General features: G+C 60.3%; 15 protein-coding genes. 5 read left to right on the top strand and 10 right to left on the bottom strand.

Going from position 1 to position 13,417, the window contains the following annotated elements; translation table 11 throughout:
* Positions 1 to 236 precede the first annotated feature (236 nt).
* Both BTE54_RS04920 and BTE54_RS04915 read right to left on the bottom strand, forming a co-directional pair.
* On the bottom strand, positions 237 to 2,012 hold the full coding sequence (locus tag BTE54_RS04920) for a hypothetical protein (protein ID WP_078051674.1): 1,776 nt from the start codon (positions 2,010 to 2,012) through the stop codon (positions 237 to 239).
* A 16-nt stretch (positions 2,013 to 2,028) separates the two neighbouring features.
* Complete coding sequence (locus BTE54_RS04915; RefSeq protein WP_143240690.1) at positions 2,029 to 2,880, bottom strand: acetoacetate--CoA ligase family protein; 852 nt, start codon at positions 2,878 to 2,880, stop codon at positions 2,029 to 2,031.
* A 599-nt stretch (positions 2,881 to 3,479) separates the two neighbouring features.
* Between BTE54_RS04915 and BTE54_RS04910 the strand changes: the two genes are divergently transcribed.
* Positions 3,480 to 4,064, top strand: coding sequence for a transglycosylase SLT domain-containing protein (locus tag BTE54_RS04910; protein ID WP_003522586.1), 585 nt, complete (start codon positions 3,480 to 3,482; stop codon positions 4,062 to 4,064).
* Positions 4,065 to 4,118: 54 nt separating this feature from the next.
* On the opposite strand, the gene BTE54_RS04905 is transcribed toward BTE54_RS04910, so the two are convergent.
* The 5 genes from BTE54_RS04905 to BTE54_RS04885 form a co-directional block, all read right to left on the bottom strand.
* Positions 4,119 to 4,733: an alpha/beta hydrolase gene (locus BTE54_RS04905; protein WP_078051922.1), complete on the bottom strand. Its 615-nt coding sequence runs from the start codon at positions 4,731 to 4,733 to the stop codon at positions 4,119 to 4,121.
* Positions 4,734 to 4,891: 158 nt separating this feature from the next.
* The gene (locus BTE54_RS04900; protein ID WP_078051672.1) at positions 4,892 to 5,836 is read right to left on the bottom strand and encodes a VOC family protein; all 945 of its coding nucleotides are present in this window, start codon (positions 5,834 to 5,836) and stop codon (positions 4,892 to 4,894) included.
* A gap of 163 nt (positions 5,837 to 5,999) precedes the next feature.
* Complete coding sequence (locus BTE54_RS04895) at positions 6,000 to 7,076, bottom strand: DUF2218 domain-containing protein (protein WP_078051671.1); 1,077 nt, start codon at positions 7,074 to 7,076, stop codon at positions 6,000 to 6,002.
* Between the two features lie 71 nt (positions 7,077 to 7,147).
* The gene (gene ung / locus BTE54_RS04890) at positions 7,148 to 7,861 is read right to left on the bottom strand and encodes a uracil-DNA glycosylase (protein ID WP_065655545.1); all 714 of its coding nucleotides are present in this window, start codon (positions 7,859 to 7,861) and stop codon (positions 7,148 to 7,150) included.
* Between the two features lie 23 nt (positions 7,862 to 7,884).
* Entirely contained in the window at positions 7,885 to 8,280 is a 396-nt protein-coding gene (locus BTE54_RS04885) for a VOC family protein (protein ID WP_065655546.1), read from the bottom strand.
* A gap of 252 nt (positions 8,281 to 8,532) precedes the next feature.
* On the opposite strand from BTE54_RS04885, the gene BTE54_RS04880 reads away from it, so the two are divergent.
* On the top strand, positions 8,533 to 8,889 hold the full coding sequence (locus BTE54_RS04880) for a YbaN family protein (RefSeq protein ID WP_059754575.1): 357 nt from the start codon (positions 8,533 to 8,535) through the stop codon (positions 8,887 to 8,889).
* Between the two features lie 16 nt (positions 8,890 to 8,905).
* Here BTE54_RS04880 and BTE54_RS04875 read toward each other — a convergent pair whose 3' ends face one another.
* Genes BTE54_RS04875 through BTE54_RS04865 form a run of 3 tightly spaced genes read right to left on the bottom strand, consistent with a single transcriptional unit; the run spans position 8,906 to position 11,663 of the window.
* Complete coding sequence (locus tag BTE54_RS04875; protein ID WP_078051670.1) at positions 8,906 to 9,688, bottom strand: heme ABC transporter ATP-binding protein; 783 nt, start codon at positions 9,686 to 9,688, stop codon at positions 8,906 to 8,908.
* Positions 9,685 to 10,773: an iron ABC transporter permease gene (locus BTE54_RS04870; RefSeq protein WP_078051669.1), complete on the bottom strand. Its 1,089-nt coding sequence runs from the start codon at positions 10,771 to 10,773 to the stop codon at positions 9,685 to 9,687. Before BTE54_RS04870 ends, BTE54_RS04875 begins: the two co-directional genes overlap by 4 nt.
* Positions 10,770 to 11,663, bottom strand: coding sequence for a hemin ABC transporter substrate-binding protein (locus BTE54_RS04865; protein ID WP_078051921.1), 894 nt, complete (start codon positions 11,661 to 11,663; stop codon positions 10,770 to 10,772). Before BTE54_RS04865 ends, BTE54_RS04870 begins: the two co-directional genes overlap by 4 nt.
* 187 nt (positions 11,664 to 11,850) lie before the next feature.
* Here BTE54_RS04865 and BTE54_RS04860 point away from each other — a divergent pair, with 187 nt between their 5' ends.
* The 3 genes from BTE54_RS04860 (at position 11,851) to BTE54_RS04850 (ending at position 13,306) form a co-directional block, all read left to right on the top strand.
* Entirely contained in the window at positions 11,851 to 12,198 is a 348-nt protein-coding gene (locus tag BTE54_RS04860; protein ID WP_003522597.1) for an antibiotic biosynthesis monooxygenase, read from the top strand.
* A 9-nt stretch (positions 12,199 to 12,207) separates the two neighbouring features.
* Positions 12,208 to 12,732: a heme utilization cystosolic carrier protein HutX gene (hutX, locus tag BTE54_RS04855; protein ID WP_020809737.1), complete on the top strand. Its 525-nt coding sequence runs from the start codon at positions 12,208 to 12,210 to the stop codon at positions 12,730 to 12,732.
* A 184-nt stretch (positions 12,733 to 12,916) separates the two neighbouring features.
* Entirely contained in the window at positions 12,917 to 13,306 is a 390-nt protein-coding gene (locus BTE54_RS04850) for a hypothetical protein (RefSeq protein WP_245316565.1), read from the top strand.
* Positions 13,307 to 13,417: the final 111 nt, after the last annotated feature.

The raw sequence follows: 13,417 nt of genomic DNA, 5'->3' as shown, positions 1-13,417 counted from the left end.
GATTTCTGTTGTGTGGAGCGTCTCTTTAAAAGGCCGCTCCCCGTCTGTGATCCCACAATGGCACAGCACTGTTTTCAGCCGCTTTAAGCCGATTGCTACAATTTTATCGGTTTTCATTTTTGTACAGCGGACAGCTTTTTTTCAGTTTTACCGTCCTGAAACACCAATAAAAAACGGCGGGCAAAAGCCCGCCGTTTAGCGATATGCACATGGCTGAATCTCCTGAAAAAGAAGAATCAAATAAGCCTTATGAAATCACGCGAGGGATAACTTCTGTTGTTCTGACGGGCCTCGTCGCCATCCACGCCGCCCTCCCCGCCTGTATTGCCCTCAATGGTGTCGAAACTCGTCGGCCCGATGGACAGAACGAAACCGACATGGGTCCAGTCCTTCGCATCTTTCCGGATGACGAAAAGATAACCCGGCCGCAGCCTGGATGCGCGAAGAAGCGCGGTGTTTACCTCGCTTTCGGCAATGAACCGCCCGCTCGTCTTCGCGTCCGCAACCAGCGCATCGACGCCGGCCTGGCGCTTAAGCGGCACCTTGATACCCATGTCCCGCGCCGCCTGTTCGAAGATGAGCGAGACAAAACCGGCGCACCAGAGTTGATCCGCCCCATCCGCTCCGCGCATATAGGCACGCACCCATGGACCGCAATTGTTGCCGCCGGCCTCCTTCGGCCGCTCAGCAATATGCTGCCGAGCAACCTTCAGCACGGTCTCCTCAAAAGACGCACCGGGAACGACCTTCGCCACTGCACGGCGAAGCGGAGCGGTGAGGACTGCCCACAACTCCTCATCAAGCATCGTCGCACCGCTTCGCCCCTGCGCCTTTGCGAAACGGTCCAGCATCGTTTCGGTGGAGGCGCCGAAATCGCCATCGACACTGGTGTAACAGCCGTTCAGATGCAGCCATTCCTGCAAGCGCTTGACACCCGCACCGGAGGAGCCAAGCTTCAACGCGCCGGGAAAGGCGAGTTCCTGCTCGATGGATTTGAACGCGGCTCCGGGCAAATCGTGAGACAGAAGCGACAAATTCTCCGTTGCCGCCAGGGGATTGGCTTTGAGCACATTCGTGGCGCCGAGCGATACAGCCCCCATTTCGATCAGCGTCTTCAGGATGATGGCAGCGCCGACCTGTTTGGATGGCACCTCTGGATCGAAATAACGGTCGCGGGTGTATTTACCCTTGTCGTAGTGATAGCAACCGCTCCACAAATAAGGCGTGGGAATTTTCCGCCGCTGATATTCGTTTTTGACACCATTATAGCGGTGCCATCGGTTCAAGACGTTGGGCAGGGACCAGTCGGTTATCTTGTCCAGCTCTTCATAGGTCATCGCATATCGCGCTGCCGTCTCCCAGTCATAGGGTGGCGACCCGAAAGGCGGCTGGTTCGCAGGCACCCGCACCGTGCGCCCGCTCAAGGGGTCGCCGTTCAGCAGATGACGATCGAACTTGAACCCGCATTCCATGCAATGGACAATCGCCACGAACCACCAGGGCACCGTGGTCCCCGAAACGACGGCTGCATAGCGCTTCTGGTTTTCAACCGCTTTACGCGCTGCAAATTCCGCATCGTCGCGCCATTCAGCACGGATTTCCATCGTATCCCAAAGCTTCTGATAGTCCTCGGACCAACCCGCCGGCTTGCCGGCCGCAACCTTCGCAGGCTCGGCAGACGGTTGTTTCGCCGCCGCCGCATCCAGCTGGGCATCTGAAAACTCGACCTTTTCCGGCGGCTCGAAGGGGTCGGTTGCCGGCGCAGGCAATGGCGAGGCCCGGACTGAGGCGGCTTTACCTTCAAATTCCACACCTTTTGCTGCGAGAAGCGCGACTGCGCGATCATATGCTCCGAGCGCGAGGAGGGAAATTGCCGGGATCAGGATTTCCTGACGGGCGAGCGCCATTTTCATTCCCGCCTCGTCGCCCTTTGCTTTGGCTACATCATATTCATTGTAGGCTGCATCAAGTTGAGCATTGAGGCGCTTGGTAAGTTCTGCGGCATCGAGCATTGCACGTCCCCCGGCTTTATCTGAGGCGTTCCGACCTTATTTTTTCTGCAAGCACGCGAAGTTCGATCGAGGCGTCGTTGAGGCTGCTGATACTGACACCGGCAGGAGCCGAGGCGGCGGCCAGCGCCCTTGCGAGAGCCACCCGCGACTGGTCAATCAACAAGACCCATCCCGCCAGACGAAGCCGGTTGCTCTCAAAAGCCGCGTTTCGCGTGGCCGCGCTGCCACCATCGGTGGAATAGCGATTCTGTCCCGCATTGAGCAGTAAATGCATGGAAGGCGTCGCGTCCCGTAGGGCGACAAGGAAAGCATCCATGTGCTTGCCATTGGCGACGAGACGGCGACGAAACTCCTCTCGGCCCGCCGCCGCCAGCAGGGCTTCGGCGGCAATTTTCGCCTGCGCCAGCCCTGGAGAAAGTGTCAAAGCGGCCTGAGCAACCACCGGAGGAGCGGTTTTCCCGTCAATTGCCCCTATCGCCGCTGAAGCACTTTTGATGTTCAGCGCAAAACCGGTAACTCGATCAACGGCCGCAGCGGCATTTTCACCTTTTCCCAGAGCAACGAGGGCGGCGTTGTAGTCGTTGAGAGCCTGCAGCGATCGACGCAATGACGCGGTGAGCGGCGGCTCGACGCTTTCCACATAATAGGCCGCATCATCCGGAGCAAAGTTTTTGTCCTTGCCGTTGATATCAAACCACGCCTTTCGCTCGGCTTTGGCAATATCCACAAGAAGTGCGTTCGCTTCGGCAAATTGCGCCTCGTAAGCCTGCCGGTAGAGCTCGAATTCGCGCAGGCCCGTGGCCGTACAACCCTGCAGGAAAAACACTATTACAAAAAAAAGATACAAAAAATTACTTGAAAGTCGCACTATAGCCCCCGCCAGCGACGTATAATTCCTAAAAATTACGCTACACCCTTGGCGGCAATTGTAAAGAGAAAACGTGACGCAATACACCTCAATATTGAAAAATCGCTGCGTTTTTTTTAACCATAACCGATCCCCGCCGCCCCGAATTCGGAAGCAACGTTGGAAAACGATAAAGAGGGCCGCATCGCTGCGGGGGTATCAAGGGGTATTGCAGGGTTTGCAGACGATGCGGCCCCGGGTTGGAACATATGACCCGCCCGCCAAACCGGTTCCTGTTTGGAGGATGGGCATATGCCGGCCGCCTCAACCGTGACATCGGGAAACTCCCCGGTTTTGGCCGCCTGCCCCGTCCACCTTGCGCCGCGCGCACGCCTGATGACCGGGATGGGCCAAGTATAGCCGGGCCGGCGGGACCGTGGACGCGCGGGGATGAACGCTTCTTGAAAAAAGGCGCCCGGAAGCGGCCTCGCCCCATCCCGGCCACAGGAATTTTCAGCGGGTTAACGGTCGGCCGATCGGCGGCATTTGAATTAACCTTGTCTTAAAACCCGACGTTAATGGTTAGCAATTTAAGAATAGCGGAACGAAAGGGTTCCGTTATGCGTGGCGTATTTGCCGTTGTTTTTCTGATGCTCGTTCTGGCCGGCTGCGCCACCGCACCGTCGCAGGTCACCAATGCCTGTGCGATTTTCGAGCAACGGAACGGCATCTTCAACAACTGGCGGCGCGATGCGAAAGCGGCCGAGCGCGAATTCGGCGTGCCCGTGCCTGTCATGATGGCGACGATCTACACCGAATCCGCCTTCCGCCCCTATGCGCGGCCGCCGCGCACCAAGCTTCTCGGTTTCATTCCCTGGACACGCCAGTCGAGCGCCTACGGTTATGCACAGGCGCTGGACGGCACATGGAGCGTTTACCAGCGTGAAACCGGCCGCTGGTCGGCAAGCCGCACCGATTTCACCGATGCCATCCACTTCGTCGGCTGGTATCATGCCAAGAGCCGGCGCGAAAACGGCATTTCGCTGAACGACCCCTATAATCTCTACCTCGCCTATTATTCCGGCCATGCCGGTTATGCGAAGGGCAGCTGGCGCAACAATTCTGCGGTCCAGAAGGCCGCCCGCCGCTCCGCCAACATGGCGCTGCGTTACGAGGCGCAGCTACAGCAATGCGGATATCGCTGAGGCGGCGGCACAGGCGAATGCCGGCTTCAAAGCCGGCATAATGCAGACATTCAGCTAAGCGTTATAAGCCGCCAGAAAACCCCTGACCGCATCGATCTCGCCGGAGCGGATTTCATGCCCGCCCGGATGCCACACGGTTTCCACCGTGCCGCCCTGCGCCTTGAGGCTCTGTTCAAGCGCCTTCGTCAGCGGCACCGGGCAGATCGGATCGCGCTCGCCAGCCGTGATCAACACCCGGCGCGAAGCCTTGGCGGGCAAGATTTTCGGCTCGAACGGGATGAGCGGATGCATCAGCACCGCCGCATCGAAAAGCCCGGGTTCTTCGATCAGCACATTGGCGAGAATATTCGCACCGTTGGAAAAGCCGAGGCCGATGACCGGACCGGCCTGATAATGCTCCCGGTTCGCCCTAATGAAATCCGCCATCTTGACGGTCGCCCGTTGAAGGTCGGCCATGTCGTAGACGCCCTCTCCCGTGCGCCGGAAAAACCGCGCCGCGCCGTATTCGGAGACATCGCCGACGGGCGAGAGAATGGTCGCCTCAGGCAGCAGGCGCGAGCCGAAATCGAAGAACTGGTTTTCATCGCCGCCGGTGCCGTGCAGCAAAACGAAGAGCGGTGCACCGGCAGCGCCGGCGCGTGATTTGTGGAAATAGCTATCCCTGGTCATGGGAAGGATCCTTTCTGAAAGGAAGAGGTTCAACGGCTTCCGCAAGGCCTCTTCGGCCAAGCGGAGCAATCATATGAAGCGAACGGACGCGGCTTGTGTCTTCTCCCCGGCGGGGAGAAGAAGCAGGTCGCAACGTCCTGCCAAGCGCTATCGAGAGGTTAAGCCTCCTTCTCGTCCCCCAGCGGCTCCAGATGCTCTTCAAGCACGGAGCGCAGATGCGCGTGCTGGGTCGGCAGCTTCAGCGCCTCGCCGAGATGGGCGGTGTCCTCGTCCCGGTCGAAACCGGGTTCGTTGGTGGCCACTTCGAACAGCACCCCGCCCGGCGTGCGGAAATAGATCGCCCAGAAATAATCGCGGTCGATCACCGGCGTCACCTGATAGCCGGTATCCATCAGCGCCTTGCGCACCTCCAGCTGCTTTTCACGGTTTTCGACCGCAAAGGCGATGTGGTGCACGGACCCCGCACCCAGCCGCGCGCCAGAAATATTCGGCATGGTTTCGATGTCGATGAAGTCGGCACCGTTGCCGCCGGGAATACCGAGGCGCAGAACGCCATCCTGACGGTCCACTTCCTGATAGCCCATGAATTTCAAAAGCTCGGCCGTCGCACCTTCATCGCGAAGACGCAGCGAGGCGCCCTGAAAACCATGGATCGCCTGATCCGCGCCGACGCCATTGCCGATCCACTGCGCACGGTTGTCATCCCTGACCTCGACCAGCGCAAAACCGTCGCCATCGGGACCTGCGAAATGCAGACGCTTGTTGCCGAAGGCTTCATCGGCCTTCAGGCCATCCACGCCGGCCTTGGAAAGACGGTCCTGCCAGTAGCCGAGCGATCCTTCCGGAACGGAAAACAGCGTCGTGCCCACCTCACCGGTGCCGGGACGGCCGCGGGCGATATGCGGGAACGGAAAGTAAGTCATGACGGAGCCGGGCGTGCCGACTTCATCGCCATAATAGAGATGATAGACGTCAGGCACGTCGAAATTGACCGTCTTCTTCACCCGGCGCAGGCCAAGCGTATCGGTGAAAAAACTGTTGTTCTGGCGCGCGCTCGCCGCCATGGACGTGACGTGGTGCAGGCCCTTGATCTGGTTGAGCATGATAAACCCCTTTTGCCTGGCGGGCCTCACGGTTGGGGCCTGCCCTGTTCATGGCGTAAAGATGGGGTAACAGCGCTCTCAGGCATAGAGTGGACAACGGGAACGGATTGTTCCCGAATGATGAACGATAAAACCGACTGTTCAACGGGCCCGATAAGGCAGCTCAATGATCGTCGGCGACGCCCAAGGTCCAGTAGCCGACAGCGCGCAGCGATGCTTTCGGGAAAGCTACCTCGTCGGTGAGGAAGGATTTTGCCGCCCTCGCCTCGGATTTTTCGCAGGCGACAAAGACATGCAGGCCGTCATGATCCGCGCTCCAGGCGTGGTCGCGCAGCGCCTTTTCGATGAGGCCCGCGGTGCCGGCGGGCTTGCCGCGGCGATAAAGCCATGTCCACTCGACATTTGCCGCGCAGACGATCTCCTGCCGTTCGGCTTCATCGTCAATCTCGGCATAGACGCTCAGCTTTTTCCCGGCCGGCATTTCGGCGGCCATGCGCAGCATCACCGGCAGCGCCGTTTCGTCACCGGCAAAGACATAACGCTCGGCTTCCGGGCAGACACCGCTCGGGCCGATGATGCCGAGAACATCGCCGGGCTTCGCCGTCGCGCCGAAGGTTGCGCCCGGCATGTGGTCGCCCTCATGCATGACGAAGTCGATATCGACTTCACCGCGCGCGATATCGCCGGAACGGATGGTGTAGACACGCCGTATGAGAAGATCGTCGCCCGCCGGCCAGACGATCGCCCCGGTGGGCGCAAGATAAGGCCAGACCGGCGCGCGGGCCTGATCCGGCACCAGAAGCAGGCGCACATGCATGCCGCCGGTCAGCAGCCTTTCGATGCCGCTTTCGACGGAAACCACCAGCCGGCGCATATGCGGCGTCAGATTATAGGCGCGGGCGACCTTGCCGACGAAGAGATTGGGCAGCTCACGCTGTTGCGCGCCATGGCCGCTCCAGCGGAAATCCAGCCCCGTCTCGCCGGAGAATTCGACGATATGCTCGGCCACCATCGCCTTCACCGACATCAATATATGTTCGGAAATGCAGCTCACCCTTGCCGCGAAACGCCCGCCCTCGGCGCTGAAGCTGCCATGGCCATATTCCGTCTTGAACCGCACTGTCGCGCCTTCGCGTTCCATCTCCATATGCTCGGAAAAATGATCCTCGAAAGCATCGACGATCGAAAGCGGATCGGGCAGCGAGACGGAGGTTTCGGCAGACAGGAGAGACACGGGCATAATCCTTCACTTTGCAGTCCGGTTATCTTTAATCCCGACAACCGCAAAGCGTAAAGGTATTTTATGAGTGTCTAGAGAAGGTTTTTGTCGCTTCCCACCGTTTCCGGCAATTGCCAGTCGATCGGCTGGCGGCCATGGGAGGCGAGAAAGGCGTTTGCCTTGGAAAAATGGCCATTGCCGAAAAAGCCGTTATGGGCCGAAAGCGGGGACGGATGCGGCGAGCGCAGCACGAGATGCTTGCGCTGATCCACGAAGGCCGCCTTCTTCTGGGCGTAGGAACCCCAGAGCAGGAAGACGACATGGTCGCATTCGTCGTTGACGGCGCGGATCACGGCGTCGGTGAATTTTTCCCAGCCCTGCCCCTGATGCGAGGCGGCGCGGGATTCCTCCACCGTCAGCACGCTGTTGAGCAGAAGCACGCCCTGTTTCGCCCAGCTTTCCAGAAAGCCGTGACCCACCGGGCGAATGCCGAGATCGCTCTGCAATTCCTTGTAGATATTGACGAGCGAAGGCGGAATGCGCACGCCGGGCTGGACGGAAAAGCAAAGCCCATGCGCCTGGCCGAGCCCGTGATAGGGGTCCTGGCCTAAAATGACGACCTTGACCTCATCGAGAGGCGTGAGATCCAGCGCCCGGAAATATTCCGCACCCTTCGGAAAGATGCGCTTGCCGGCGGTCTTTTCGGCAAGCAGGAACTCTTTCAGCTTGAGCATATAGGGGCTGGCGAATTCACCGGAAAGAACGCGTTTCCAGCTATCCTCGAGTTTGACGCCTGCCTCTGCCATGCCCGCCTCTCCCATCATCGCGCTTATTTGAACCGGTTACCGCGTTGCAGCACTTCGATCTTGTAACCGTCCGGATCGCAGATGAAAAAGTATTTCGCGAAAGGCTGACCCTTATAATCGGCTTCGATGATTTTTCCAGGGGAAAGGCCGATCTCGGTGAAGCGCTGGTGCTCGCCATCCACATCGGCCACGCTGACCGCAAGGTGACCATAACCGTCGCCCAGCGCATAGGGCACTTCGCGACCCCGGTTGATGGTCAGTTCCAGCTCGAAATCGCCCTCGGCATTGCTGAGATAGATCAGCGTGAAGTTTTCGAACTCGGCGCGTTCCGCAACCTCAAGTCCGAAAGCCTGTTTGTAAAATTCCACCGAACGCTTTTCGTCCAGCACCCGGACCATCGAGTGGATCAGCTTGGCCATGGTGTTTTCCTTCTTCTTCCTGTTGACGGCCCGGTTATGCTCCGGGCATCGCGGCCAAGGGGATAAAGACAGTGTGCTTCGCTTTCAACCCTAAAGGCGCTCTGCGACAGGACGTAACGGCCCGATCACGGCAAATGTGATGGCAAAAACCCCTTAGTTTTTCCGGTGCAGTTGGGACCTGCGGCAACGAGACCGCATGGTTTTGGCTTTGCCGCTCTATCCTGAGTGGTGAACTCATGATACCGGCTAGGCATGCGCCTTTTATACCTCTGTCTTGGCTGGCTTATGGTCGCGACCGGCATTGTCGGCGCGTTTCTTCCCGTTTTGCCCACCACGCCGTTCCTGCTTCTGGCGCTCTGGTGTTTTTCGCGCTCCTCGCCAAAACTCGAGGCATGGCTGCTGGCCCACCCCAGATTCGGCCCTTCGCTGCGGCGATGGCGCGAACGCGGCGCAATCGCCCGCAATGCCAAGGTCGCAGCGCTTTCTGCCATGTCCGTCAGTTACGCCGCTTTCTGGTTTCTGAGCGAGCCGCCGCCGCTCCGGGCCGCCATCGTCGCCGCCGTCATGCTCGGCTCTGCGCTCTTCATCGCCACCCGGCCGGAAAGCTGAGGCGAAGGACAGGTCCTTAACGGTGTCGCGACTGCGGCAGCACGTAAGGAATATGCCGCGCCGGCAGCCGGCCGACGACACCGCCAATGCCATAAACCCTTGCAATCGTCTCGTCGCTGATCGTTTCCAGCGAGGGGCCGCTCGCCGTCACCCGGCCGCCATGCATGACGATAAGTTGATCGGCAAATTCAGCCGCAAGGTTGAGGTCGTGCAGGATGGCAAGCACCAGCCCGCCGCCGCTTGCAAAGTCGCGCGCCGTTTCCAGCACGGCAATCTGGTGGCCGATATCGAGACTTGCGGTGGGCTCGTCGAGGAAGAGCGCCCGCGCCTCGCCATTTTCCATCGGGTTCGGCACCTGCGCCAGCGCCCGGGCAAACTGCACCCGCTGCTGTTCTCCGCCGGAGAGCATGTTGTAGGACCGCTGCTCGAAACCGCGCAGCCCGGCCTTGGCGAGTGCGCGGCGGGCCTGCTCTTCCGGCGCGCGAGACCCCTGTGCGACAGCCCCCATCCGCACGATTTCGAGCGCGGTGAAGGGGAAAGCAAGCTGGGTGCTCTGCGGCAGCACGGCCCTGAGACGGGCGAGCTGGACCGGCGTGAAGGCCGGCAGGTCGATGTCGTTATAGGTCACCGAACCGCCCTCGGCGCGCATCTCGCCCGAGAGAACCTTCATCAGCGTGGATTTGCCCGCACCGTTGGGACCGATGATGACATTGACCTTGCCGGGCTTGAGATCGACGCTGACCGCATCGAGAAGCCGGCGGCCGGAGCGGATGAGGGTGAGGTTTTCGGCCCGGATCATGACATGTTCCGCATGGAGAAACCGCCGCGTCCCAATAGCAGGAACAGGAAGACCGGCGCGCCGATGAGCGCCGTGACGACGCCGATGGGCAGTTCCGCCGGCGACGCGACGGTGCGGGCGAAACTATCGGCCAGAAGCAGAAGCGCTGCGCCGCCAAGTGCCGAGGCCGGCAACAGGAAGCGGTGCGACGGGCCGATGGCGAGCCGCAGAAGATGCGGCACGACGATGCCGACAAAACCGATGGAACCGGCCGCCGCCACGCTCGCCCCGCAGGCGGCGGCAACGGCCAGAATGACGATCCGCTTCAGCCGCTGCACCGGAATGCCCATGTGAAAGGCGGCGGCATCCCCGAGGATCAGCGCATCGAGCCCGCGGGCAACGAAGGGAATGATGGCGAGAACGACGATGATGAAAGGGAGGGTCGCGAGCACCTTGGCGGGCGTGGCCCCACCGAGCGAACCGAGCGACCAGAAGGTAATATCGCGCAGCGCCCGGTCATCGGCCATGAAAATCATCAGCCCCGTCAAAGCACCGCTGATCGCCGCCACCGCGATGCCGGCCAGAATGAGCGTGGTGGTGGAGGTGGCGCCATCCTTCGTCGCGATCAGGTAAAGCACCCAGGTGTTCAGCAACCCGCCGAAGAACGCCATCAGCGGCAGAAAATGCGGGCCGAAAAACACGGCTACGGTGGCAAGCGCACCCTCCCCGAGAGAAATGGCCGCGACCGCAAACAGCGCCGCACCCGAGGTGACGCCGACAATGCCGGGATCGGCCAGCGGATTGCGGAACAGGCCCTGCATCATCGCCCCCGAAACGGCAAGCCCCGCGCCGATCAACATGCCAAGCGCCGTGCGCGGCAGACGAACCGCCTCGAGAATGACCCTGTCGCGCGCATCGAGCTGATCAGCGCCGCCGGTGAAATAAGCCCAGAGTTCGGACATGCCGACGCCCGTGGGTCCGCTGACCAGCGACACGCCACAGGCAAACAGCAGGATGCCGACGAGCACGGCGAGGGTGACGACCCCCTGGCGGGATCTGTCGCCCGCAACCCTGCCTTCAGCGGAACTCAAGGCGGCAAGGCTCACGGCTTCACCACCTCAGGATAGAGCTTGGCTGCCAGCTCGCGGCCCGCAGCAGGCGTGCGCGGACCAAAACCGATGAGATAAAGCCCATCCATGCTGATGAGCGCCTTGCTGGCGGCAGCAGGCGTGGACTGGAAGGCCGGCAGCGCGAAGATCTCTTCCGCCTTGGCGGCATGGTCGCCGCGCGCCATGGTCAGCACCAAATCGGGTGCCGCGGCAATGACCGCCTCATCCGTCAGCGGCTTGTAACCCGTGATCTCCTGAGCCGCATTGATGCCGCCTGCCATTTCGATGATCGCGGCGGCTTCTGTATCCTTGCCCGCCGCCATGATGCGGCCGCCGGCGGTGGAAAGCACGAAGAGAACCCGCTTTCTGCCCTTTTCCGGCACGGCCGAAACATCCCTGGCGAGCGCATCGAGCCCGGCCTTGGTCTCGGCAGCCAGCGCCTTCGCCTTGTCAGAAAGACCGACCGCCGCGCCGACATCCTCGATCTTTTTGGGGATGGCGTCGCCGCTCGGCGGCGTATCGACGGTGACGAAAGGCACCGCACTTGCCTTCAGGATGGCGATGACATCCGCCGGGCCGGACCCGTCCTCAGAGAGGATGAGATCGGGCTTCTGCGACAGGATGCCTTCCGACGAAAGCGCCCGCATGTAACCGATATCCGGCTTGGCAAATGCATCGGCCGGATAGCTGCTGGTGCTGTCACGCGCAACGACGCGGTCTCCTGCGCCCAGCGCATAAAGGATTTCGGTGACCGTGCCGCCCACCGCGACAATGCGTTTCGCTTCCGGATTGCCCTTGTCCGAAGCCATGGCGGCAGGTGCGGCAAAGGCGATTGCGGCGGGCACGAGAGAGGCGAAAACAAAGGAACGAAGGCGGGAATTCAACATGGCGCTATCCTGAAACACGACCCGGCGCGGCTTTCCCTGCGCCAATTAATCTTGAGTTCTTTACACATGTTTATGGGCGGCGCAATCGATAAGTGGAGTAAATTTGTTCGCTTTGTCGTGAACCCCTTTCCAACCTCCCCGCGGCTGGATATCCTGACTCAAACTGGAAACTTAAAGGGAGAATTTCATGTTTATCGCAATGAACCGTTTTCGTGTCGTGCCGGGTTATGAAGAAACCTTCGAATCCATCTGGCGCGAGCGCAAATCGCATCTGAGCGAATTGCCGGGCTACATCGAATTTCACATGCTGAAAGGCCCGAAGGCAGATGACCACACGCTTTATGCCTCGCACACCGTCTGGGCCACCAAGGACGATTTCCTCGCCTGGACGAAATCCGAACAGTTCCGCGCCGCCCACGCCAAGGCCGGCGAAAACCGCGGCAAGGTGGAATATCTCTCCGGCCCGCATTTCGAAGGCTTCGACGTCATCATCCATGAAGACAAGAATGGCGAACGCCGTTCGATTGCCGCCTGAGGCCGCCCGATGAGCATTGCAGCCCAAAAGACCGACGACGACAGGCAGGCCCGCGCCGCCGCTGCGCTCGCCGAAAAGCCTGACGGCATCGTGGAGGCCATCGCCGCCAAGGCCGAGGTGACGCCGGCCGAAATTCTGGCGATCCTGCCGGAAGGTGCCGCCGTTTCCGCTGCCGCCGACCGCTTCGACGCCATCTGGAACGAGATGCGCGGCTGGGGCGAAGTCCTGATGATCGTGCAGACCGGCGATATCGTGTTCGAAGTGCCGGGCCACCTGCCGGAAGGCAGCGAAAGCCACGGCTGGTTCAACATCCATGGCGACAGTCCCATCGGCGGTCACATCAAGAAGGACAATTGCGCCGGCATCACCTTCGTCGATCGCGGCTTCCACGGCCGCCGCTCCTGTTCCGTCTGGTTCATGAACGCCGCCGGCAGCGCCATGTTCAAGATTTTCGTCCGCCGCGACGAGAACAAGGAACTGCTGGCCGGGCAGTTGGCGAAGTTCGAAGCGCTGCGGGACGGTTTCCGCGGCTGAGTAGGCACAGGGCTGCCACATCGAGAGTGGCAGCCCTTCCTTCGGGCGTTATCCAACGATGTGAGAAACCCGTTTCGGAGCAAATAATTATCGTTTAACGATAAAAAATCTTGTAAAATCGATATTCTTGATCGAGATTGGCCGCCGTCGGCCGATCCAGCCGTCATTTGAAAAAGGAATTTCGATGATGAAGAAATTATTCACCGCCGCCATGGCGAGCGTGTTGCTGCAGACCTGCCTCGTCTTACTCCCCGCGCAGGCAGCGGGCGGTCAGGACCCTGTCGCGGCAGAACGTACTCTCAGAACCGTTCTGGAGGAGGCGCGTAGCGGCAACGTCAATCTCTCGCGCTTCGAAGATGACATTTTCGCCGATGTCCGGGCCAATGCCGGAGCGGTTTCTGGCGAAATCAAACGCCGTGGCAAGGTAACGGCAATGCAATATCTCGGAAGACAGGCGACCGAGGCGGGTGACCTTCACAAATTCAAGATCACTTTCGAAAAAGGCCAGATGCTCTGGTCGCTCATTCTCAACGCGCGGGGTCAGATCGCCAATATCGATATGGAAGCCCCCTGACATCTTTGCCTTTGCCTTTATCTGTGCCGGTGGGATGCAGCGTGCAGCCCGCCGGTATCTGACTCGATTGACGTTATAAATTTATCGCCTTACATGAATTGAAAGAACAGG

The organism is Agrobacterium sp. YIC 4121 (assembly GCF_002008205.1).
GTDB classification, from domain to species: Bacteria; Pseudomonadota; Alphaproteobacteria; order Rhizobiales; family Rhizobiaceae; genus Agrobacterium; species Agrobacterium leguminum.
Note: the sequence above shows the minus strand (reverse complement) of the source record. Positions and strands in the feature narration are given on the sequence as shown.